The sequence below is a fragment of the Halobacillus sp. 12SKB genome (genome assembly GCF_052941655.1).
Genome location: NZ_JBRFWR010000001.1, coordinates 187,675 through 210,098, shown reverse-complemented (window position 1 = coordinate 210,098; position 22,424 = coordinate 187,675). Strand labels below are relative to the sequence as shown.

24 protein-coding genes are annotated in these 22,424 nt (G+C 42.4%); 18 read left to right on the top strand and 6 right to left on the bottom strand.

Translation table 11 applies throughout. The annotated features are described in order from the left end of the window. Positions 1 to 39 precede the first annotated feature (39 nt). Positions 40 to 705: an SOS response-associated peptidase gene (locus ACQ4XT_RS01070; RefSeq protein ID WP_446855537.1), complete on the top strand. Its 666-nt coding sequence runs from the start codon at positions 40 to 42 to the stop codon at positions 703 to 705. A gap of 628 nt (positions 706 to 1,333) precedes the next feature. On the opposite strand, the gene ACQ4XT_RS01065 is transcribed toward ACQ4XT_RS01070, so the two are convergent. After that, positions 1,334 to 2,725 carry an alanine/glycine:cation symporter family protein gene (locus ACQ4XT_RS01065; RefSeq protein ID WP_255574623.1) on the bottom strand — a complete coding sequence of 464 codons (1,392 nt, stop codon included), beginning with the start codon at positions 2,723 to 2,725 and terminating at the stop codon, positions 1,334 to 1,336. Positions 2,726 to 2,947: 222 nt separating this feature from the next. Here ACQ4XT_RS01065 and ACQ4XT_RS01060 point away from each other — a divergent pair, with 222 nt between their 5' ends. The 3 genes from ACQ4XT_RS01060 to ACQ4XT_RS01050 are packed head-to-tail and all read left to right on the top strand — an operon-like array spanning position 2,948 to position 4,609. Next, the gene (locus ACQ4XT_RS01060; protein WP_446852121.1) at positions 2,948 to 3,415 is read left to right on the top strand and encodes a low molecular weight protein-tyrosine-phosphatase; all 468 of its coding nucleotides are present in this window, start codon (positions 2,948 to 2,950) and stop codon (positions 3,413 to 3,415) included. An 11-nt stretch (positions 3,416 to 3,426) separates the two neighbouring features. Beyond that, positions 3,427 to 3,756, top strand: coding sequence for a YtxH domain-containing protein (locus tag ACQ4XT_RS01055; RefSeq protein ID WP_446852120.1), 330 nt, complete (start codon positions 3,427 to 3,429; stop codon positions 3,754 to 3,756). Between the two features lie 22 nt (positions 3,757 to 3,778). After that, the gene (locus ACQ4XT_RS01050) at positions 3,779 to 4,609 is read left to right on the top strand and encodes a YihY/virulence factor BrkB family protein (protein WP_446852119.1); all 831 of its coding nucleotides are present in this window, start codon (positions 3,779 to 3,781) and stop codon (positions 4,607 to 4,609) included. Positions 4,610 to 4,655: 46 nt separating this feature from the next. Here ACQ4XT_RS01050 and ACQ4XT_RS01045 read toward each other — a convergent pair whose 3' ends face one another. Then, the gene (locus ACQ4XT_RS01045) at positions 4,656 to 6,566 is read right to left on the bottom strand and encodes a heavy metal translocating P-type ATPase (protein WP_446852118.1); all 1,911 of its coding nucleotides are present in this window, start codon (positions 6,564 to 6,566) and stop codon (positions 4,656 to 4,658) included. Between the two features lie 232 nt (positions 6,567 to 6,798). Here ACQ4XT_RS01045 and ACQ4XT_RS01040 point away from each other — a divergent pair, with 232 nt between their 5' ends. Both ACQ4XT_RS01040 and ACQ4XT_RS01035 read left to right on the top strand, forming a co-directional pair. After that, positions 6,799 to 7,680 (top strand): transporter substrate-binding domain-containing protein, encoded by an 882-nt coding sequence (locus ACQ4XT_RS01040; RefSeq protein ID WP_446852117.1) that lies wholly within the window; start codon positions 6,799 to 6,801, stop codon positions 7,678 to 7,680. Positions 7,681 to 7,690: 10 nt separating this feature from the next. Beyond that, a complete protein-coding gene (locus ACQ4XT_RS01035; RefSeq protein WP_446852116.1) occupies positions 7,691 to 8,383 on the top strand; it encodes an amino acid ABC transporter permease in 693 nt (230 codons plus the stop codon). Between the two features lie 151 nt (positions 8,384 to 8,534). Here the strand turns inward: ACQ4XT_RS01035 and ACQ4XT_RS01030 are convergent, their stop codons facing one another. Both ACQ4XT_RS01030 and ACQ4XT_RS01025 read right to left on the bottom strand, forming a co-directional pair. Further along, a complete protein-coding gene (locus ACQ4XT_RS01030; RefSeq protein ID WP_446852115.1) occupies positions 8,535 to 9,401 on the bottom strand; it encodes a TIGR03943 family putative permease subunit in 867 nt (288 codons plus the stop codon). A gap of 27 nt (positions 9,402 to 9,428) precedes the next feature. Beyond that, on the bottom strand, positions 9,429 to 10,430 hold the full coding sequence (locus tag ACQ4XT_RS01025; protein WP_446852114.1) for a permease: 1,002 nt from the start codon (positions 10,428 to 10,430) through the stop codon (positions 9,429 to 9,431). Between the two features lie 179 nt (positions 10,431 to 10,609). Here ACQ4XT_RS01025 and ACQ4XT_RS01020 point away from each other — a divergent pair, with 179 nt between their 5' ends. The 4 genes from ACQ4XT_RS01020 (at position 10,610) to ACQ4XT_RS01005 (ending at position 13,864) form a co-directional block, all read left to right on the top strand. After that, on the top strand, positions 10,610 to 11,395 hold the full coding sequence (locus ACQ4XT_RS01020) for a metal ABC transporter ATP-binding protein (RefSeq protein WP_446852113.1): 786 nt from the start codon (positions 10,610 to 10,612) through the stop codon (positions 11,393 to 11,395). Then, positions 11,388 to 12,242, top strand: coding sequence for a metal ABC transporter permease (locus ACQ4XT_RS01015; RefSeq protein WP_446852112.1), 855 nt, complete (start codon positions 11,388 to 11,390; stop codon positions 12,240 to 12,242). Before ACQ4XT_RS01020 ends, ACQ4XT_RS01015 begins: the two co-directional genes overlap by 8 nt. Further along, the gene (locus tag ACQ4XT_RS01010) at positions 12,242 to 12,652 is read left to right on the top strand and encodes a Fur family transcriptional regulator (protein ID WP_446852111.1); all 411 of its coding nucleotides are present in this window, start codon (positions 12,242 to 12,244) and stop codon (positions 12,650 to 12,652) included. Before ACQ4XT_RS01015 ends, ACQ4XT_RS01010 begins: the two co-directional genes overlap by 1 nt. 138 nt (positions 12,653 to 12,790) lie before the next feature. Next, on the top strand, positions 12,791 to 13,864 hold the full coding sequence (locus tag ACQ4XT_RS01005; protein WP_446852110.1) for a metal ABC transporter solute-binding protein, Zn/Mn family: 1,074 nt from the start codon (positions 12,791 to 12,793) through the stop codon (positions 13,862 to 13,864). Between the two features lie 205 nt (positions 13,865 to 14,069). Here the strand turns inward: ACQ4XT_RS01005 and ACQ4XT_RS01000 are convergent, their stop codons facing one another. Beyond that, on the bottom strand, positions 14,070 to 15,242 hold the full coding sequence (locus ACQ4XT_RS01000) for an MFS transporter (protein ID WP_446852109.1): 1,173 nt from the start codon (positions 15,240 to 15,242) through the stop codon (positions 14,070 to 14,072). A 155-nt stretch (positions 15,243 to 15,397) separates the two neighbouring features. Between ACQ4XT_RS01000 and ACQ4XT_RS00995 the strand changes: the two genes are divergently transcribed. The 3 genes from ACQ4XT_RS00995 to ACQ4XT_RS00985 all read left to right on the top strand — a co-directional run bounded on the left by ACQ4XT_RS00995 (position 15,398) and on the right by ACQ4XT_RS00985 (position 17,648). Continuing rightward, entirely contained in the window at positions 15,398 to 15,790 is a 393-nt protein-coding gene (locus tag ACQ4XT_RS00995) for an OsmC family protein (RefSeq protein ID WP_446852108.1), read from the top strand. 389 nt (positions 15,791 to 16,179) lie between these two features. After that, complete coding sequence (locus tag ACQ4XT_RS00990) at positions 16,180 to 16,791, top strand: YczE/YyaS/YitT family protein (RefSeq protein ID WP_446852107.1); 612 nt, start codon at positions 16,180 to 16,182, stop codon at positions 16,789 to 16,791. Between the two features lie 62 nt (positions 16,792 to 16,853). Next, on the top strand, positions 16,854 to 17,648 hold the full coding sequence (locus tag ACQ4XT_RS00985) for a YfkD famly protein (protein WP_089651702.1): 795 nt from the start codon (positions 16,854 to 16,856) through the stop codon (positions 17,646 to 17,648). Here the strand turns inward: ACQ4XT_RS00985 and ACQ4XT_RS00980 are convergent. Further along, positions 17,618 to 18,496, bottom strand: a complete 879-nt coding sequence (locus tag ACQ4XT_RS00980) for a mechanosensitive ion channel family protein (protein WP_446852106.1) — start codon at positions 18,494 to 18,496, stop codon at positions 17,618 to 17,620. The two genes, ACQ4XT_RS00985 and ACQ4XT_RS00980, sit on opposite strands and share 31 nt — an antisense overlap. A gap of 140 nt (positions 18,497 to 18,636) precedes the next feature. Between ACQ4XT_RS00980 and ACQ4XT_RS00975 the strand changes: the two genes are divergently transcribed. The 5 genes from ACQ4XT_RS00975 to ACQ4XT_RS00955 all read left to right on the top strand — a co-directional run bounded on the left by ACQ4XT_RS00975 (position 18,637) and on the right by ACQ4XT_RS00955 (position 22,307). Beyond that, positions 18,637 to 18,786: an SE1561 family protein gene (locus tag ACQ4XT_RS00975; protein WP_394219689.1), complete on the top strand. Its 150-nt coding sequence runs from the start codon at positions 18,637 to 18,639 to the stop codon at positions 18,784 to 18,786. Between the two features lie 109 nt (positions 18,787 to 18,895). Beyond that, positions 18,896 to 20,203, top strand: coding sequence for a Na+/H+ antiporter family protein (locus ACQ4XT_RS00970; protein ID WP_446852105.1), 1,308 nt, complete (start codon positions 18,896 to 18,898; stop codon positions 20,201 to 20,203). A gap of 85 nt (positions 20,204 to 20,288) precedes the next feature. Continuing rightward, the gene (gene pdaA, locus ACQ4XT_RS00965; RefSeq protein ID WP_446852104.1) at positions 20,289 to 21,068 is read left to right on the top strand and encodes a delta-lactam-biosynthetic de-N-acetylase; all 780 of its coding nucleotides are present in this window, start codon (positions 20,289 to 20,291) and stop codon (positions 21,066 to 21,068) included. A gap of 55 nt (positions 21,069 to 21,123) precedes the next feature. Beyond that, positions 21,124 to 21,282: a hypothetical protein gene (locus ACQ4XT_RS00960; RefSeq protein ID WP_446852103.1), complete on the top strand. Its 159-nt coding sequence runs from the start codon at positions 21,124 to 21,126 to the stop codon at positions 21,280 to 21,282. 155 nt (positions 21,283 to 21,437) lie between these two features. Beyond that, on the top strand, positions 21,438 to 22,307 hold the full coding sequence (locus ACQ4XT_RS00955) for a DNA-3-methyladenine glycosylase family protein (RefSeq protein ID WP_446852102.1): 870 nt from the start codon (positions 21,438 to 21,440) through the stop codon (positions 22,305 to 22,307). The last annotated feature ends 117 nt before the right edge of the window (positions 22,308 to 22,424 follow it).

The following is a 22,424-nucleotide window of genomic DNA, read 5'->3' as shown; positions in this document are numbered from 1 at the left end:
GTTGAGGTGGTCATGAGAAAACGATTGGGAGGCGATGATATGTGCGGAAGGTACACGTTGTTAGCTGAAGAAGCGGAAATATTGAAAGAGTATGGAATCGAAAGGCCGATCGATGGTTATCAACCACGATATAACATCGCACCAGGTCAAAAGGTGCTGGCGGTCATCCATGATGGAAAACAAAAACGGGCAGGTTATATGAAGTGGGGGCTTGTCCCTTCGTGGTCCAAAGATCCTAAAATCGGCTATAAAATGATAAACGCAAGAAGTGAAACTGCTCATGAAAAGCCCAGCTACAAAAGGCTGATGAGCCAAAAACGCTGCTTAATTGTAGCGGATAGCTTTTATGAATGGCAAAAGACTGAATCAGGAAAACAACCTGTGAGGATTCAACCTGGAAAACGTTCACTTTTTGCTTTTGCCGGTTTGTGGGACCAATGGGAAGGGGAAGAAGAGTCCCTTTACACCTGTACGATTCTCACTCAGGATGCGAATGAGTTCATGGCTCCGATTCACAACCGGATGCCTGTGATCCTGCCAAAAGGAAAAGAGGATCAGTGGATTGAACCAGTGAAATGGTCACCTTCGGATGCCAAAGGTTTTGTTGAACAAATGACAATGGACGACCTCCGCGCCTATGAAGTCAGCGACTACGTCAACTCAGCTAAAAACGAAGGCCCTGACTGCATCACCCCCATAGCGTGACCACACCTTTATTAAAGAATCTGGCAGGATTGTTGAAGACTCGATTTCGAGACTTTTGTTGAGTGGGTGGGGCTGCGGGGAATGACTCGCTTTCCGCGGGAGCGCGGTGAGCCTCCTCAGGCTAACGCCTTGCGGGGTCTCACCAAGCACTCTTTTCCCGCAGGAGTCTCGCCATTCCCCTCCGCCCCTTGCCATGGAAGATTCTCGAAACCACTTCCTCAATAATCAGTATGTATGATAGAAAGAAGCGGATCATATTAAACGATCCAGATTACATGAAAGCCTGATACAGAGCGCTTTATACTTCTAACAGTTGGGTAGTAGGAGACAATTCAACTTGGTACAGGGGTTCGTTTCTCCCTTACATGGAATGGGGTGGTTGGGAAGCTGCGAGACTCCCGTGGGAGAAGGAAATAGGCGAGATCCCGCAGGACGCAGTCCGAGGAAGCTCGGCGTTCCCCCACAGGAAAGCGAGTTGCTTCCCAGTCACCCCTGACGCTCAACCAGGCAACGAACCCCGGAAACATCTCGTAACTGAGTCTTCAAGAAAAGGGAGCGTTTCTTTCATAAAAAAAGAGCTTACAGCGGGATTTGTGCTGTAAGCTCTTTTTGAATGTTGTTTTAAAGGTTAACCTGCTTGTCGTTGTTCGCGTTCTTGTTGTTTTTCTTTCTTGGCGACTTTCAGGAACTTGTTCGTTTCGGCAGCTACGACACCGGATAGGAGTAATAGTCCGATCAAGTTCGGGAAGGCCATTAACCCATTCATCACGTCAGCGAAAACCCACACTGTGCTAAGTTGAGATACGGCTCCTACAAGGACAAACGCTACGAATACAATCTTGTAAACACCAATGAATCGTTGTTTCGTCAAATAGCCAAAGCACTTTTCCCCATAGTAGGACCAACCAACAATGGTAGAGAAGGCAAAGAATACTAAGCCTATCGTTACAATATATGCTCCTACATCACCAAGGAAAATTTGGAAGGAGGTAGAAGTCAAGTCGGCGCCATCCAGGCCGCCTTGATATTGACCAGCCATGACGATCGTTAGACCTGTCATTGTACAAACAATAATGGTATCAATGAAAACTTGAGTCATCGAAACGAGTGCTTGACGACCTGCATAGTCCGTACGTGCGGCAGCAGCAGCGATCGGCGCAGAGCCGAGACCTGCTTCATTGGAGAACACACCACGTGCGACACCATAACGAATGACTGTTCCGAGTAGACCGCCACCAAGAGCGCTCGCTGTAAATGCATCATTAAAGATCGTGCCAAATGCAGGGATAACCATATTGTAATTGAGGATAAGTATGATTAATGCACCAATGACATAGAAGATAGCCATGATTGGAACAAAGAAAGCCGTGACTTTCCCGATACTTTTAATTCCTCCGAGCAATACTAAACCAGCTAAGAGGGTCAACAGAACACCCGTCACCCATGGAGAAACATTGAATGTGCCTTCCATTACATCAGAAACGGAGTTGGACTGTACCATGTTCCCGATTCCGAATGCAGCGACAGCACCGAAGATTGCGAATAAGAAACCAAGAGGGCGTCCAAGCCACTTTGTTTTCAAACCGCGGGACAAATAATACATCGGTCCGCCGGACATTTCACCGTTTTTCCCTTCAATTCTGTATTTAACGGCTAGTACAGCTTCGGCATATTTCGTCGCCATACCAAAAACAGCTGTCACCCACATCCAGAAAACGGCGCCTGGCCCCCCTAGGACAACAGCCGTTGCTACACCAGCAATGTTTCCTGTTCCGATGGTTGCCGCAAGAGCTGTTGTGAGAGCCTGGTAATGCGAAATATCCCCCTTTTCATTCTTTTTCTTCTCTTTGCTTGGTTTAAAAGCAAGTTTTAGAGCGTACGGGAGCGTTTTAAATTGAAGAAACCCGAGACGAAGTGTTAAATAAACCCCTGTTCCGACTAATAAAATCAAGAGGAACGGTCCCCAGACGATTCCACTTAATTCACTTAAAAAACTGTGTAGTGCACTACCTTCACCCATCATCTTCCCCCTATCCATATATTTAGTATTTGTCCATATATTAAATATTCCGAAAATTAGAAACAAATGTCAAGGTCATTTCCGTACAAAAATTAAAAAATAAAGGTTGATTTCGACATAAAAAGGGAAGATATTTGGGTGAACTGTTTTAGTTTGGCAGGATTTTCGACGATTTCATAGAAAATAAACAGATGAGAAATACTACATTGGAGGAACATAGTTATGATTCGTGTATTATTTGTCTGCCTCGGCAACATTTGTCGTTCACCTATGGCAGAAGCTATTTTTAAAGATCTTGTGACAAAAGAAGGATTGGATGAAAAAATAACCGTCGATTCTGCAGGGATCGGTCATTGGCATATCGGAGCTGAACCTCATGAAGGGACACGTGCCCTCCTTGATGAGAAAAGCATCTCTTATGAGGGCATGAGTGCAAGACAAGTGAAGGAATCCGACTGGGATGACTTTGATTACTTAATTGCGATGGATGATAAAAACATCCAGGACCTGAAAGGAATTCGAGAGAAAAATGATGTAGTGGTCGCTAAACTGCTGGACTTTGTTCCTCATTCGAAGGAAAGTGAAGTGCCTGACCCGTATTTCACAGGTAATTTTGAATATGTGTATGATCTCGTCCATGATGGGTGTTATAAACTTTTAGAAACAATAAAAAACGATCATAATCTTTGAGGAGGATGTTTATGGGACAGAGTAAACTTTGGAAAGGTGTACTTGTCGGAGCTTTGGTGGGAGGAATCGCTGCTCTTTTGGACAGAGATACGCGCCAGTATGTAGGAGAAAAATCGCGGGCTACAGGCTCGAAGTGTCAAAGTTTCGTGAAGCAGCCTTCAGAAGCGATCCACAAAGTGAGAGTGAATTATGAGGCTTTTTCTGCCCAGGTGAATAAAGGAGTCGAAGATCTTCTGGAATTATTGGACAAGGCGGAGAGTATGCTGAATAAAGTAGGGGAAATCAATCAAGAAGTGAAAGAGCAGCTGAGAGCTGTTGACGATTCAAAAGAAGCTTCTTGATCACAAGAGGTGAGGGAATATTGTGAAGACCATCAAGAATTTTGGCAAAGAGCTGTTTACTCGCTTCGGTGAAGATGATGTCGGAGGGATGGCAGCTCAACTGTCGTATTTTTTTCTACTATCTTTGTTTCCTTTTATGATATTCCTGCTTACATTACTCGGGTATTTACATATTGACGAGGAAAGAGTGCTTGCATTCGTCAGTACCTATGCACCGCCTGAGACATTCGATTTGATTACCGAAAACGTTTCGTCCTTACTAAGCAGCGAAAATGGAAGTTTACTATCCATCGGTTTAGTTGGGACTCTCTGGGCCGCGTCTAATGGGGTCAATGCCATTATGCGCGCATTCAACCGTGCTCATAACGTAAGGGAGAACCGGTCGTTTTTTGTATCGCGCATCATAGCGATTGTCCTGACAGTGGCCATGGTTTTCGTCATCGGGATTGCTTTTCTGCTGCCTGTGCTTGGTCATACGATCGGCATCCAACTGTTTTCCGTGTTCGGACTTTCTGAGAACTTTTTGACGTTATGGAACGGGATGAGGTGGGTTATTTCATCCATCATCTTTTACATCGTCTTGTCTTTTTTGTATGTCATGGCACCAAATAAGCGGTTAAAATACCGTGATACCGTTCCAGGGGCGGTGTTTGCGACATTTGGTTGGCAGTTAGTTTCCCTGTTGTTTTCTTTTTATGTGAGTAGTCTCGGGAATTTCTCTGCGACATATGGGAGTTTAGGTACAGTGATTGTGCTTATGATTTGGTTATACCTTTCAGGAGTGGTCATTATTCTGGGAGGGGAGATCAATGCCATGAGCCATCATCGTAGGACGAAAGAGACATGGGGATAGCACACATATCAAAAGGCGGAACCTTCCAAGGTTCCGCCTATTTTCTTTATTTTAATAGTCTGAGTCCATTTAATATCACGAGAATCGTACTCCCTTCATGTCCGATGACACCTAAAGGAAGGTCAAGGACCTGTAGGAAATTGCTTACAATTAAGAGCATGATTACGGTTATAGAGAAAATAATGTTTTGTTTGATGATTTTGTTCATTTTTCGTGAAACATCAATAGCTTCACCAATTTTCGGGAGGTCATTTTTCATTAAGACCACATCAGCCGTTTCCAGCGCGACATCTGTACCTTCTCCCATCGCGACACCGACATCAGCTTCAGCAAGAGCTGGGGCATCATTGATTCCGTCACCGACCATTGCGACATGAGAGAAGTGTTCTTTTAAAGTTTTGATTTCCTGGAGTTTCTGGTCAGGCATACATTCAGCAATATAGTTATCCATTCCCACTTCTTCAGCAATGGCTTTTGCTGTTCGATCATTGTCACCTGTCAACATGATGGTGTAAATATCATGGGCCCTTAATGTTGAAATCGCCTCTTTCGCTTCTTTTCGAACCGTATCTTTCAGGGCGAAGAGGGCGACGATCTGTTCACTCTTTGTCACAAAAATCACAGTCTTTCCTTCGGAGGCAAGGAGCTCTGCGGAGTTATCTTTGTAAGCCATTGCTGTTTCTTTTCCAACGAAATCGGCTTTTCCGACTTTCCACTCTTCGTTTTCATACTGTCCACTCACGCCCATACCACTATGATCTTTGACATTTTCGACCGAAGAAAAGGAGCAGTCATTTTTTTGAGCATACTTTACGATGGCTTGGGCCAGGGGATGGTTGGATTCATTCTCAATGGAAGAAACGACAGAAAGAATGGAAGCTTCCATGTCCATTTCTATTGGAAGAAAGTCAGTGACCTCCGGCTCTCCTTTCGTGAGCGTCCCCGTTTTATCAAAAGCGATCGCTTTTAGGTGAGAGAGGTGTTCAAGGTGTACGCCCCCCTTGAACAAAATCCCATGACGGGCCCCTTTTGATATAGCCGATAACGTTGCAGGCATGATGGAAGCGACAAGGGCACATGGAGAAGCGACGACAAGTAGAATCATGGCCCGGTAAATCGTTTCCATCCATGACCACCCGAATAGAAAGTGGGGGAGGAATAACATAAGACCTACGACGGCCAATACGATTTTCACATACGTACTTTCGAACCTTTCAATAAACAATTGTGAAGGGGATTTTTCACTTTGAGCATTTTGCACCATGGTAATGATTTTTTGAAAAAGCGTTTCATTCGACGGTTTGGTGACCGAGACCACCAGACTGCCGTCAACGTTCATTGTTCCAGCAAAAACTTCTCCTGTTTCACTTTTGCTAACTGGTAGAGATTCACCGGTAATGGCACTTTCATTTAATGTGGAACTTCCTTTCACAATCCTTCCATCTGCAGGGACACGCTCCCCCGGTTTGATTAATATTTGATCGCCGATCTGGAGCGTTTTTACAGGTACCCATTCATATCCGGAATTTGTAATAAGAAAGGCTTCCTCCGGTTGCAAACTCATCAAGGAAGAGATTTCTTTATGGCTTTTGTTCATCGTATATGTTTCCAAAGCTCCGCTTAGAGCGAAGATGAAGATGAGGATGGCTCCTTCTGTCCAGTATCCAATGGAAGCAGAGCCGATAGCGGCTAGAATCATGAGCAATTCTACATTGAGTGATTTTTCTTTTACGGTTTCTTCTAAACCTTCTTTTGCTTTAGCGAAACCACCTATAAGGAAGGCCGTCAAATATAAACTGATATAGACCGATGGTGCCCAATGGTGCTCGCCATACCACGCTAGTAAGATAAGCAATCCGCTGCTTATGGCAGCGATTAATTCAGCGTGTTCCTTAAGGGTGGAAATCGATGGTAATTTCCACCACTTCATAGAAGATAAGGTTCGTGATTGATTCATACAATTTTCAACTCCTTTTGTTAATTGAGAATGAAAGTCAATTAAAACGGGGTATTTAGGTATTTATTTAAAATGATTTTAATTTAATATATATTATTATGATATCACGAAAGGGTGAGAATACAAGTAGAAATAATGGAATGTGTAAAAAAGAATCCAGGCAGTTGATATTACAGGTATCAAGTTGCTATATTAGACAGGTGCAAAAAACATATGGAAGGTGGAAAAACGAATGCGCAAAGGTCTTTTATTTATACTTATGCTTATGCTTGCCGGATTCCTCGCTGCTTGTGGTTCAAGTGATGAAGGAGAAAGCAGTTCAGATAGCAATGGAAGCGAAGAAGCCTCTGATAGTAAATGGAGCGAAATCCAAGAAAAGGGGGAGATTGTTGTCGGTACTTCCGGTACGCTTTTCCCGGCTTCTTATTATCCAGAAGACTCTGATGAGATGACTGGTTATGATGTGGAAATCATGAGAGAGGTGGCGGACCGCCTCGGGCTTGAACTGAAATTTGAAGAATATGGAGTCGACGGACTGCTTTCTGCCATCAACAGTGGTCGTATTGATGCAGTGATCAATGACATGGAAGTAACGAAAGCTCGGCAGGAACAGTTTACGTTTAGTGAACCATATAAATATTCTTATTCCACAATGATTGTCCGTGAGTCTGACTTATCTGGAATTGAGAAATTGGAAGATCTCGAAGGAAAAAAACATGGTGGTGGAGCGACTACGGTGTTCTCCCAAATTGCTGAACACTTTGGGGCAGAGACGAAAACATACGGGAATGTAACAAACGATGTTTATTTACGCGATGTTGAAAGTGGGAGAACAGATTTCATTATCAATGATTATTACTTGCAGTCCCTTGCATTAAAAGCACTGCCTAATATTGAAGTTCAATTACATCCGGACTTGAAATTCCATCCGACCAACTCAGCCATCGTGATGACGAATGATGCATCCCAAATGAAAGAGGAAATCGATGCTGTTTTACAAGAGATGCGGGAAGATGGAACCCTTACGAAGCTTTCTGAAGAGTTCTTCGGTGGCAAGGATGCTTCGAAAAAGCCAGAAGCAGATATCCGTGAAATCGAAGGTCTAGAACTGTAAGGAGATCCTTATGTTAGGTATCGAAATAAACGAAATTCAAATCGAAAAGCTTTTTAACGCAGAGCGGGCCTGGGCGAATCTCCCTTTTATTCTTGAAGGTGTGCCCCTGACCCTGCTGGTCGCTTTGAGTGGTATGCTGTTCGGGCTCGTTCTTGGGTTCTTTTTAGCACTTGCCAGAGGATCGGATTTATTCTGGCTCAGATGGCCGGCCCGATTTTATATTTCTTTTATGCGAGGTACCCCAATCCTCGTGTATTTATTCGTTTTGTATTTCGGACTTCCTGTTGTAGGAATAAAAATGCCGGCAACCGTAGCGGCGATCATCGGTTTCGGAACAAACAGTGCAGCGTATATTGCAGAAATCAATCGAGCTTCTCTGAACAGTGTTCCGAACGGTCAATGGGAATCATCCCGTGCGCTCGGTTTTACGTATTGGCAGACAATAAGAAGAATCATCATGCCCCAGGCAACGAGAATCGCCATTCCACCGCTTGGAAATGTCTTTCTCGATTTGCTGAAAGCCACATCACTTGCTGCCATGATCTCTGTACCTGAGATCTTGAATAAAGCACAAATCGCAGCAGGGCGAACGGTCGATTCGATGACAATGTATATCACAGCAGCCCTTGTGTATTGGCCGCTTACTATGATTTTTTCGGCGCTTCAAGATTATTTGGAGAAGCGTCACAACCGATATCTATAACGATGAAACCAGAGCTGTTCATACAGCTCTGGTTTTTTATCTTTACGTATATTTTTAAACCTGCCACGCGCAATGTGCTCAGGTACCTGTTACAGTTTCCAGCGACACTGGTATGAAAAAAACCACATCTCAAGAGAGATATGGCTGACACTTATCCCGAAAATTCGAATTCTTCATAAACGTAGGGTTCTTTAGGTGTTTCAATTTTGGTGATTTCTTTCGGTTCGATTAGAGGAAGTTCCCAACCGTTATACTCCACCATACTGAGAACTCCTCTAACTTCAACCCATGTATCGTTTTTGTAGGTGCTCAGTTCTTCTCCTTGCACCATGACTCCATAGATACCTCCATCAGCAACACAACAGCTGATTCCAAAGCGTCCAACTACAATACGATCTTCCGGGTAGCTGTCTTCGCGGAAAACAAAACCATTCATGACTATTTCTTTTCCTGTATATTCTGCCATATGGTCTTCCATCAAGGAGATGCTTCCGATGTAATTGTCTTCTGTTAATTGGATGAAATCCGATTCAGTCATCGTTTGATAGATGTCTGGAAATCGTTTTTTTGGAGTAAGGACTCCTGGGTTCGACTCAATAGGATCAATGTCTTCAACCTCAGGTGAAGCTTCGGTACTGATTCCAGAATCCGTGCTGCGCATTTCGTATTTGAATTCTTTGTTCGCAGCAGCAGAACTGCCCATGACATGGTCGGAAAACATCATTCCAGTCAAAACAGGTGCAATGAATAAGGCGTAAATCAAAAGGGATTTCATTTTTGATTTGGGATAATCGTGACCGTGGGAGCATCCGCAATTTTCATGCTCTTCTTCATCCCCTGTTTTAAAGTACTGGATAGCTCCGAGGACACCTATGACTATGAGTGTGAAGTAGATATAAGGCATCATGCGGGGAGCTATGAACTTTTGTATATCACCGCTAAACAATAGTTTTAAGATAAAAAGCGCAAATCCAAAGAGGATTACAGCACGTAGAAATTGGTGCGATTCAGGTTTCATAAAGCGTTCCTCCAATCTAGATTTTCATTACAAGATGAAGACATCAAATAAGATCGTGATGGTGTAAACAGTCATACTTACAATCCCTATGAAAGCGAGAACGAACCTCTTTTTAAAATAAGCGAACATGAGAATCGTATTCTTTAAGTCAGTCATTGGTCCGTAAACGAGAAAAGCAAGAATAGAGCTGGTAGAGAAAAGTCCTTTGAAAGAGGAAGCGACAAAAGCGTCTGCTTCTGAACATAGGGACAGTACATAAGCTAGAGTCATCATCACTAAAGGACCTGCAAGCATGCCATTACCAAGTTCAATGAGAAAATCTCTTGCAAGGAAGGTTTGGACAATACTGGCAAAGAGAGCACCTAGAATGAGAAACTTTCCCATGTCAAAAAACTCATCACTCGCATGTTGGAATGTTTCAGCTAAACGATTTCGCTCCTGATGGTTATGGTGATGATTATGTACAGAAGCAATCTTTTTATTTAATTGCCAGCTGTTTCCGTAATAAGCGTAAATCACAGCACCGATGAGTATGGAAACAATAAAGGCCAATCCCATTCTTGACCAAGCCATCGTCAAGTCCGTCTGAAAAGCGTAAAAAGTAGAAAGGAAAACAATCGGGTTTAAAACAGGAGCCGACACAAGAATAACGATTCCGACATGTAGAGGCATTCCTTTTTGGATCAGTCGACGTACAATCGGTACAATCGCACATTCACACACAGGAAATATAGCACCAATCGTAACAGCAGGAAGCAAGGCAAGAGCAGGGTTTTTAGGAATGAAACGATTTAATGTTTCTTCCTTTAAAAACGTTTGAATGACAGAGGATATGAATACACCGAGAAGAACAAACGGAATGGCTTCAAGCACAATGCTAATAAAAACTGTATTCATATCCAGCAAAACAGAGGGAACATCCCATGCTGTATCAAAAGGAATGGTGTCTCCGAAGAGAAACAAAAAGAAAAAGATGATGAGTAAAAAGTATCCGAATTTAAAATGGGTGGAAGAATGGTCTTGATTCATGTATAATCCTCCTTTATGATGAAAATTGTATTTAAATCGTAATGGTTATGAATTGTCCTATTCTATTAACACGGATTTTAGAAGATCTGTCAATAGGTTTCGAGCAGGCTTTTTTACTTGAACATACGTTTCAACTATAATTTAATCCGTAATGATTATTATTTCGAGAGGGATTGACCATGGAAAATCGAACAATAGTAAAGTTAGAAAATGTATCTTTTAAATATGATAGAGAATGGGTCGTCAAAGATGTAAACTTGGACATTCAATCCGGCCAGTTCCTCGGTCTTGTCGGCCCCAATGGTTCAGGGAAGTCCACATTGATTAAATTGATGCTGGGTCTCGTTAAGCCGGATCATGGTTCCATTCGTTTATTCGGTCAAACCTTAAAGCATTATCAGGATTGGCAGGAAATTGGATTCGTTTCACAGAAAGCGAATAGTTTCAATTCTGGTTTCCCTGCGACTGTAATCGAAGTTGTGAAGACCGGGCTGGTCTCCCGTATCGGCGCATTTAAGTTTTTCAATAAAAAACATAAAGAGAAAGCCTTAGAAGCTTTGAGAGTCGTAGAGATGGAGGAATTTGCGTATTCCAACATTGGAGAATTATCCGGAGGACAGCAGCAGCGTGTGTTTATCGCAAGGGCCTTAGTGAGTGATCCTTCTTTGTTAATCCTTGATGAGCCGACGGTCGGGGTAGATGCGAAGCACGTAACGGAGTTCTACGATTTGCTCGGCAAACTGAATAAAGAGCAGGGAATTACCCTCCTGATGGTCACTCACGATATCGGTACGATTACAGACCATGCCTCACACGTCATTTGTATGAATAAAACGGTTCATTTCCATGGAGCTTCAGAGGAATATAAGGAGTTCAGTGAAGAGGACCTGAATCAGCTCTATGGTCATTCTGTTCAGCAGCTGACCCATAACCACACGCATCATGAGGTGAACCACAATGATTAATAGCTTTCTTCAGTATGAATTTTTACAAAACGCCGCTATAACAGGGATCTTAATCGGGATTGTTGCTCCATTATTGGGAGTGTTCATTGTGGTTAGGCGCTTGTCCTTAATTGCAGACGCCTTATCCCACATCACGCTAACAGGAATTGCTGCAAGTCTTTTGCTTGAAAAGAGAGTGACCTCTGTCAATGACTGGAATCCGATTTATATGGGAATGGCCTTTTCCGTGTTCGGAGCGATATTGATCGAGCGGCTTCGAAAAGTGTATAAACACTATGAAGAACTTGCCATTCCTATCATTCTTTCCGGCGGAATCGGTGTTGGTGTTATCCTTATTTCTCTTGCAGACGGATTTAATACGGATTTATTCAGTTATTTATTTGGAAGTGTAACAGCCGTCAGTCGTGATAGTATGTGGACGGTGCTTGTGATTACTTCCATTGTTATTCTTATTGTTATTTTGTTTTATAAGGAACTTTTCGTCCTATCCTTCGACGAGGAGCATGCGTCAGTGTCTGGTGTAAATGGAAGGTGGATTCATTTGTTGTTTATCGTCATGGTCGCACTAGTAATCGCATCCTCTATGCAGGTGGTTGGAATTTTACTTGTTTCGGCCTTAATGACCCTACCAGTGGCTTCAGCGATTCGTATTGCAAAAAGCTTCAAGCAGACGATTGGTCTATCCATCGCTTTTGGAGAAACCTCTGTCTTGATAGGCCTCATTTCATCCTATCATCTCAGTGTTCCTCCAGGAGGAACGATTGTAGTAACAGCTATTTTAATTTTAATTATGTCGATTCTTTACAAACGAGTTCGATCTCAACAATGGATAAAGGGTGAAGCATAATGAACGTAGAGACAGCTTTGCAGAGGCTGAAGGAAAAAGGATATAAGAGAACGAAGCAACGGGAGCGTATCCTGGAGATCTTTGTAAAACAAGATCAATATATTGCAGCAAAAGAAATTTTAAAGGAAATTCAAAATGATTTTCCTGGTGTAAGTTATGATACGATCTATCGAAATCTTTATATGCTGACAGACGTTGATATTTTAGAAGCTACAGAGCTTGGGGGAGAAAAGCATTTTCGTTTAGGTTGTGATACGCATGGACATCATCATCATTTCATTTGTACCACGTGCGGAAAAACAAAGTCGATTGAATTCTGCCCGATGGATAGTATAAATGAGAACTTGAACGGATATGATGTGGAAAACCACAAGTTCGAAATATATGGTAAATGTCCGCAATGTCATTGATCTGTGCACGAGTTTGAAAAGACACCTGCGTGTAGAACGCGGGTATCTTTTTTTATTCGTTATAAAAAGTAATGGTTACTGTTTACAAAGTGTAACGGTTACGATATAATCTTTTTGGAAGGACGAGGAGGTCGACGAATGAAAAAACTAGCAATCTTACTATCTTTTATACTTACCATTCTAGTGGTTACTGCTTGTGGAAATGAAGAGACGACAACCGAGCAGAATAACGAAACAGCAAGTGATGATAACGGAGAACTAAGCGTTTATACAACGGTTTATCCTTTACAGTTTTTTACTGAACAAATAGGTGGAGAGACGGTAAACGTACAATCCATTCTGCCTCCGGGTTCAGACGCGCACACTTATGAGCCAACAACCAAGGAAATGGTGAAAATGGCAGAAGCAGACCTTTTTGTTTATAATGGAGCTGGATTAGAAGGCTATGCAAAGAAAATTTCCGAATCTATTCAGCCAGAAGGTGTTGAAATCCTGGAAGCAGCAGCAGATATTGACCTGAAAGAACATGTTCATAATCATGGAGAAGATGAGCATGCGCATGAAGAAGACAGCCATGGAGAAGATGAGCATGCGCATGAAGAAGATAGTCACGGTGAAGATGAGCATGCAGATGAAGAAGATGAACATGCCCATGCAGAAGATAGTCATGAAGGTCACGACCATGGAGAAATGGATCCACACGTATGGTTGGACCCCGTAAGAGCGGCACAAATGGCAGAAGGAATCAAAAGTCAGTTGATTGAAATGAATCCAGATCAGAAAGAGCTATATGAAGAAAACTACAAAGAACTACAAGCTAAACTGATGGATTTAGACCATGAGTTTCATGAAGGTGTAGAAGCTAAAGCTAAAAGCAAAATTATTGTTTCCCATGCAGCCTATGGTTATTGGGAAGAGGCTTATGGCATTGAGCAGATTGCTGTATCAGGACTAAGTCCGACAAATGAGCCTTCTCAGAAAGACCTTGAAAATATCGTTCAAGTCGCTGAGTCAAACAATCTTGAGTATGTCGTCTTCGAGCAGAACATTACCCCAAAAGTTTCAGAAGTGATTCAAAATGAAATCGGAGCAGAAGCGCTTCGTTTCCACAATCTGTCTGTTCTAACTGAAGATAATGTTAAAAACGATGAAGATTACTTTAGCTTAATGGAACAAAACCTTGATGTACTGACACAAGCCCTATCGAAATAAACAAAAGCTGCGGACAAAACGTCCGCAGCTTTTTTATACGCAAACTTCGAGAATAGCCACTCCTTTGTTGCTCTGTATATGGATCAAGAGGCTGGACGTTGGAGCACAACGAACATGTACCCGCAGCTGCAAAACTCGCACGAATGTCACTAAACTGAGTTCCAAATGGGATCTTTCGTTTAATAACCCCACTGCAAGGATAGGATTAAGCCTGCTGGAGTGATGGTGATCCCGGATCTTTTTTGTAAAGAGTAGCTGCAAAAACGATAATCAATAGCGTGACGATGACGTAGAAAAACGATAGGTTCGGCCAAAGGTCCAAGAAAAAACCGGACAAGAAGGGTCCTAGAATACTCCCGACACTAAATGCCATGCCGCATAAAATGTTCCCAGCAGGAAGGAGGTCTTTCGGGAGCAAGTCTGTCATGAATGAAATGCCTAATGAGAATAAGGAACCGACAAATAAACCTCCTAGCGCGAAAGTGGCGAAAAGAGCGATCACAGAGCTTTCGAACAGAGCTGCAGCAAGGAAGGCAATGATTCCCCCTGCTACAACAGTCAAAATGACTTTTTTTCTTCCGATCCGATCACTTAACGCACCTAATGGAATTTGAGAAAATAAACTTGCTGCAGCAAAACATGGAATAATCAAGGATATTAAGTTAACATCATGTCCAATCCTCATCCCATAAACAGGGAAGATTCCATGCAGGGTCGCTTCAAGAAATCCATAGGCCAGAGGTGGTAAAAAAGCAACCCAGGCTAGTCGGATGGCTTTGGCAAACCTTTTGATTGAACTTGTTCCATAGGCTGTGGTATGGTCTTTTTCAGGTGTTTCATTTTTAACCCAAATCATGAATAACCAAACAATTAAACTTAAGGATGAAGAAATGATGAAAGGTACATAGATACCGAAAGCCAACAGGTTAGTCATTAACGGTCCAAGCGTAAAGCCTACACTGAAAAATAAGCCGTAATAAGCGATACTTCGGCCACGGTTGTGTTTTTCAGCTGTGGCTGTAATCCATGTTTGTGTTCCAAAGTGAAGAATTTGGTCACCGATTCCAACGGTGACTCTTAAAATGAACCAGAACCATAGCGCCTGCCAGAACGGAAATAAGGCAAGAGATACAATAACCAGGGCCCCTCCGACCATAATCATTGGTTTGTAACCAACTCGCTGCAGTGGTCTTTCCATGAAAGGGGAGGAAAGTAAAATCCCTATGTAAAGGCCAGTCGCATGCAGTCCATTGATGGAAGAAGAAATGCCGTTCTGTTCAAGGATGACAGCAATCAATGGAAGAAGCATACCTTGGGAAAAACCGGAGATGGTTACGAGACCGATCAAGATCCAGAATCTTGTTTGTTTGGATACCATAAGTTTACTGCCCCCTTTTTTTCATACTTCCTTATCGTATAAGAAAGCGATAGCAGGGGACAAGTTTTTCTTTCTCATAAGAAGGTTATTTCCTCACTGAAAACGGTTATTATAAAACTAAAGGCGCAGCATATTGTCAAAGGAGTGAATGAATGATGGACTTTTACTTAAAAGAAAACGGTGTTCGCACGTCATTTGATTACGGGCAATTGAACATTTCAGGTGATGAGACGTTCGGTTTCCGCCCTTATCAGCTTATGGTTGCATCTATCGCAGGTTGCAGCATCGGGGTTTTCCGAAAAATCCTGGATAAACAACGGACGGACTATGAGGATATTAAAGTGACGGCTGAGGTTGAGAGGAATCCTGATGAGGCCAATCGTATTGAGAAAATTTATCTTCACTATGTTATAAAAGGGTATCACTTGAACCAGGATAAGTTGTTGAAGAACCTGGATATTTCTCAGAAAAATTGTTCTATGGTTCAATCGGTTCAAAATAGTATAGAAGTGGAAGAAACGCTTGAGTGCATTCAATTAAGCAAGTAAAATGAAAGAGCCTTATCCTAAATTTGGATAAGCGCTCTTTTTTTGTGCTTTATTCCATTGCGTATAAGCTCCCTATACTTGAAGACTCAGTTTCGAGACGTTTGTTGAGTGGATGGGGGCTTCTGGGAATAACTCGCTTTCCGCGGGAGCGCGGTGAGCCTCCTCGGACTGCGTCCTGTGGGAAGTGCGTGGTAGATGAGACCCCGCAGAGCGTTAGCTCGAGGAGGCTCATCACTCGCCCACGGAAAGCGAACCTTTTCCCGGAGCGCCTAAATCCACACAAACATCTCGAAATCAAGTCTTCCACAATCCTGCCATATAGTGAAATAAATGTTGAAATGCCAACAGCTTTGTGTGGCGATACATACAAGAAAGAGGAGAGAGATGAAATGAGGAATATTTTTGTTAAAGCTTTCTTTTATTTGATAGGGCTAATCATCATTTCCCTTGGGATTACATTAACGATCAAATCAGATCTCGGAGCTGGTGCTTGGGATGCTGTGAATGTCGGCCTGACAGAGACCATCGGTTTTACTGTGGGGAGCTGGGTCATTATGATCGGTGCTCTGCTGATTTTTACAAACGCTATTATTGCAAAAGAAAAACCGGACTTATTGGCTGTGGTTACAATCTTCGTCATTGGGCAATTCATTGATTTTTGGATGCTGTCTGTATTTGATACGTTCAGGCTCGTGTCTTTCTGGGTTCAATTGATGGTGCTGGTCGGTGGAATTGCCATTATTGCCTTTGGCGTTTCATTATACTTACAGCCGAAGTTTTCTTTGAACCCCATCGATGGATTCATGGTTGCTTTGCAGAAAAGATTCGGTTTTAGTTTGCGAACAGCAAAAACGTTGACAGAAGTTTTTGCGCTTGTCCTTGCGGTAGCGCTGGGGGGGCCGATTGGAATCGGTACCGTCATTATTATTGTCTTGATTGGACCTTTCATTCAGTTTTTCGATGGCAAGGCGAACCACGCCATGAACAAGATGCTTTCGTGATTCCTTGTGTATAGTCCGGGCCATTTTTCACAAAATATAAAAAAAGAAAGGTGGCCCATGATGTGAAAAGAAAATGGTTAGGACTGATCATATTTATTGGGATCTTCATGTTCATCAGTGCTGGATCGATATCAGCTGAAAATAAGAAAGCAGAAAAAGAAAGTGCGATTCCGAATCATGTGCTGAACATATCTAAAGACAACACGTATCCGAATTCGACAGATGATCAAGAGTTGTTAGAAGCGGAAGAGATTACGAAAGAATTGATGGAAGATACGGATATTCGAGTGACGAACCCGCAATTGATTGAGATGTTGAATGAAACGTCATTGAAACCATCGCCGTTCGCCATTGGTTACAGAGGCGAGATTTTTTTAGGCCGATGGCCGCTTGCTTACGAATCCAAAGAAACGAATATCAATTGGGAATACCAGGAGATCAATACGAATGAATACAGCAACCATGGTGGTAAGCAGACAGAAAAGCTGAGCTATGTCCAGAAAGAAGAAAAGCAAATCAAGGGTGGTTTGACTTCAAGAATCAGTCACAGCGACCAAATGATGAAGCTTATTCTGCTAGAAGCACAAAAGAATACCAAGCTTCCACTTTCCTTCAACACTGTTATTGGTAAAGGGACGAAGCAAAACAATACCTATGGTGTACCCACGAACAAAGTAGGGATTCTGCATGCTTATGCACCGGCTGTCAATGAAAAAGGGGAAGTGACATTTGGTGATGTGTACATTCAGCTCAAAGGTTCGAAAAAAACGTTGAACGTCAAAAACGTCACGAGGCAGGGAATCGGGGCATGGATCCCGATCCAGGATCACGTGAGCTTTTCATTTGAAGTGAAGTGATGGTCCTCGGGACGAGATGAGTTCAATTCAACGCGCTGTTCTGCCATGAAGATATTGTTATCAAACAATTCTTCAGCAAGGATCAGGCGCGTTTTTTTTGCTGCCGTCCAGTAGACTAAGTCATTGACCACAGCGACGACTGTATATTCATATCCACGGTGTTCATGGTTCAAAGAAGACATGCCATACACTTGGAAAGGTTCATAAGGCTTATCCGTCAAATCTTTCTTCAGGTACTCATGCAATTCCTCATTTAAACGCTCACAGGCTTTTTCTAAGACTTGAAACGCTTGTTTAGGGTTTTGATGAAAACTTGTGGTCACTTTTTCGATGACGCGCATATATTCAAAGTTGTAGTTTTCAATGGTGTTGATTTGACCATTGCTGATGGTCAGTAACTTCCCACTCCACTGTCGTACCTTTAAGAAGCGGAGGCCGATGTCCTCAACTGTCCCGTGGAAGGTGTTGTTGACTGAAATGAAGTCCCCCTTGTGAAGCTGCTTTTCATATAAAAGGAACAGGCCGGCAAAAAAGTCTTTGATCAGGCTTTGAGCGCCAAAACCTACAATAATACCGATGACTCCAGCACCTGCAAGTAATCTTTCGATAGAAGTGAATTCATCAAGCACCACAAGAATGAAGCCGATGAGTGCTGTGTAACTGATTATGGAATTGAGCATAGATTCCAGGGTGTTTTCTTTTCTTTCCTCAATGAAGTCCGTTTTTTTGAAAAACGTATGAATGACTTTACGGAGAATGAGGACAACTACAAAAAGGATCGCTGCAATTAATAAAAGTCTTATTATGGGGTTTTCTTCCAGGTAAGCATTAAACTCATTTAATGACATGGATTCGTCCTCCTATATGTTCTATCAAGCATTATAGCATTAGTGGGGGATGGATTTCTTCTATGTGGACAGGCTGGTTGACATGTACTATGATAGACGTGGCTAAAACGTGAAAGTGTGAAGAAAAGAGGTGCAGAGGAATGTCACAACAAGAACGGATTGAAGATCTGAAGGTGCGCCTGGCGGAATTTATGGGACGTATTGAAAAGTTAGACCCGGAAGAAACGTCTGTTGAAGATATTGATCGACTCATTTCCATGTTGGAAGATCTTGAAAAGAACATGGAATAAGAGGATTGTCAAAATTGACTCTCAATTTTTTTGAGGGTTGATTTTTTTACGTTCGTGCTTTATCATGATAAATCGTTAATGCATGAAAAGAATGAGAGGAGAATGTTTTATGGCATGGGCAGTTGTTGTCTCTGTCCTGGTAATGACAATCTTAAGCTTATTACGAGTGAATGTCATTATCGCTATTCTTGCCGCAGGTTTGACCGCAGGACTCATGAACGGGGAGACATTAGTGAGTTCATTGGAACTGCTTGTCGGCGGTATGGGCGAACAGGCAAGCGTGGCGCTTAGTTATATATTGTTGGGAGCATTTGCGGTAGCGATCAGCTATTCTGGGATCACTTCACTTCTGATTGGTTATCTGCTTCGAGTTTTGAAGGATAAACGTACGATGATGGTACTTGTTATCGCATTTGTAGCGAGCTTGTCCCAAAATGTGATCCCTGTACACATTGCTTTTATTCCTATTTTAATACCACCATTACTAAAGTTATTTGATGAAATGAAATTGGATCGACGGGCTGTTGCTGCAGCGTTGACATTTGGTTTGAAAGCTCCTTATGTTATGCTGCCGATCGGTTTTGGATACATCTTCCATGAAACGATCCAATCATCCATGAGCAGCAGTGGAATTGATCTTGGCATTGGTTCGATCGCTCAATCTTTGATCATTCCAGGTTCGGGTATGATTGTCGGTCTTTTGATTGCCATTTTTATTACGTATCGGAAAAAACGTGATTTGCCGGATGTGAATACAGAAGGAGACGGGGTTGATGTCGAGAAAGTACAATCGTCTAAATTTAACCTTAATCATTTCTGGACTCTCGTAGCAATCGTAGTTACCCTGGTGATCCAAGCGGTATGGCAGAACCTTATTCTAGCTGCACTCGCAGGAATTATCCTTATGTTCATCTTCCGCGTTGTTCCTTATAACAAAGGAGACAAAGTTGTAAATGAAGGAATCGGTATGATGGGCTTCATCGCTTTTGTTATGTTAGTAGCAGCAGGTTATGCGAACGTACTGACAGAAACAGAGTCTGTATCAGCTCTTGTCGAAGTCAGTTCTGATTATCTCGGCAACAACAAAGCCTTCATAGCATTCTTACTATTACTCGTCGGGTTGATTGTCACGATGGGAATAGGTTCTTCTTTTGCCACCATTCCGATTTTGGCGGCACTTTTCGTACCCATTTGTTTGTCAGCCGGATTCTCACCAATGGCTACAGCTGCACTAATTGGAACGGCTGGAGCATTGGGTGATGCTGGTTCTCCTGCGTCTGATAGTACACTTGGGCCAACATCCGGACTGAACGCAGATGGAAAGCACAATCACATTTGGGATACATGTGTTCCGACATTCTTACACTTCAATATTCCACTGTTCATCTTCGGTTGGGCAGCTTCCTTATTTTTATAAAAGGCTTGTGGGTAATTTTCCCACTTGCCTTTTTTTATATTCACGGGATGTCCACACATACTAAGAAAAAAGTGAGTGGTACGTTATGTGGAAAAGAACATTCGCCTTGTTTCTGGCGTTAATTCTCTTGATTTTGCCAAACCAGACATTGGCTGAGGGCTGGGGTTTCAGTAAGAAAAAGGATGGTTCCGTCCCTGACGTTGGTCGGTACGGTCCGATGATTGAGAAGTATGATGGTTTTTATGCTGACCCTTCCGGTGACCCGATTGTGTATTTGACCTTTGATAATGGCTATGAACAGGGGTACACCGGTCAAGTACTGGACGTATTGAAGGAAAAAGATGTGCCCGCCACTTTTTTTGTTACCGGTCATTATATTGAAAGCGCACCGGAACTTCTAAAGCGAATGGCGAAAGAAGGGCACTTGATCGGGAATCATTCCTGGAGCCATCCTGACTTTACAAAAGTATCAAAAGAGAAAATGAAGCAGGAGTTAGAAAGAGTGGATCAGGCTGTTAAAGAGTTGACCGATCAGGAAGTAATGACTTTCGTCCGTCCGCCACGCGGAACTTTTAATGAGAAAACGTTAGAGTGGGCAAAAGAATTCGGATATACCCATGCCTTTTGGTCTCTTGCTTTTGTGGACTGGGAGACAGATAAACAACGCGGCTGGGAGTATGCGTATAGAAGTGTCATCGACCAAATTCATCCAGGTGCTGTTATCCTTCTACACACCGTTTCTCAAGATAATGCTGAAGCCTTGTCTCAACTTATTGATGAACTACGAAAAAGAGGGTATAGTTTTGGAAGTTTGAATGACCTTATGATCAAACAAATGGTTCCTGCTCCTGTTTGGGGACTCTGAGTCCAGACCACTGCACATTCCGTGTAGTGGTTTTTCTATTTTACAGGAGGTACGCATGATCATTGAAAAACGTGTCCAACGTAATCAAACCGCCTCTATTCTTTGGAGCCTCGACCCCGATAAGCGAGACATTTTTTCAACCCACTCACACAACAGTCCCGAAACGGGGATTTTCAAGAAAAAGGACATGTTAAAATCGAAAGAGCAGCCCTGAAATAACAACTTTCGTAGGTGGACATATGTAAGAGGATGTAGAAGAATGTTTGAAATGGATTGAAGATGGAAATGAGTAAAAGAGGATATTAGGGCATAGTTCCCATTCTTAACAATTTATAAACAAATCGTCCGACAAAAGGGAGGAAAAACAGTTTGTGGAAAGAAAAGTTTAAAGCAAACACTTTTTATGATTTTGATTACACATTGCTTCGATGGGCGTTTGACCCTTTAACCAATCTAAACCGGGAAGAGCGCTGGGTTGATGTTCCAGTGAAGCTAGGTGGAAACCACCACATTGTCCGTGTCCAGGGACTCGGCACAACCGCTGATCCTTCATTTGAAGTGTCGAGTGACAGTGAGGAAGATAAAGAAGCGCTGCTCTCTCACATATCTGATTTATTTCAATGGGATATAGATATAGAAAAAGTGCATCACCACTTCTTGGATACAAGTTTGAAAACCATGTTTCAAGCACACCCGGGGACACCCATTGTGAAAGACTTTCACCTCTATGACTGTTTGATGAAAGTCATCATCCACCAGCAGTTGAATATGAAATTCGCTTATACGTTGAGTACCCGGTTTGTGGAAACGCTGGGAACAAAAAAGGAAGGGGTATGGTTTTATCCCGACCCTGAAACTGTAGCCGAAACGCCTTATGAAACGTTAAGAGAATTGCAATTCAGTCAGCGAAAAGCAGAATATGTTATTGATACATCGCGTTTAATTGTGGACGGGAAGCTGAATTTGGAAACATTAGCGAATGAATCAGATGAGGAGATTATGAAACAACTGGTTAAGGTTAGAGGGATTGGGCCTTGGACAGCAGAAAACTGGATGATGTTCGGTGTTGGTCGACCGAACCTTTTCCCAAAAGCCGATATTGGTATTCAAAATGCGTTAAAGTTTTATTTCGACTTGGAAACTAAACCGACATACGAGCAAATGGATCACTGGAGTAAGGAATGGGAGCCTTATTTAAGTTATGCTTCCTTAACGCTTTGGAGAAGTATCGAAGGATGAAATCAAGAAAGAAAATGGTCATAAACTTGTCTTCTATCTCATAATTTGTAGTAAATAGAAAAATAATAGGTTAATTTTTTTGAAAATATTCAAAATTGTCAAGGCTTACGTTATAAT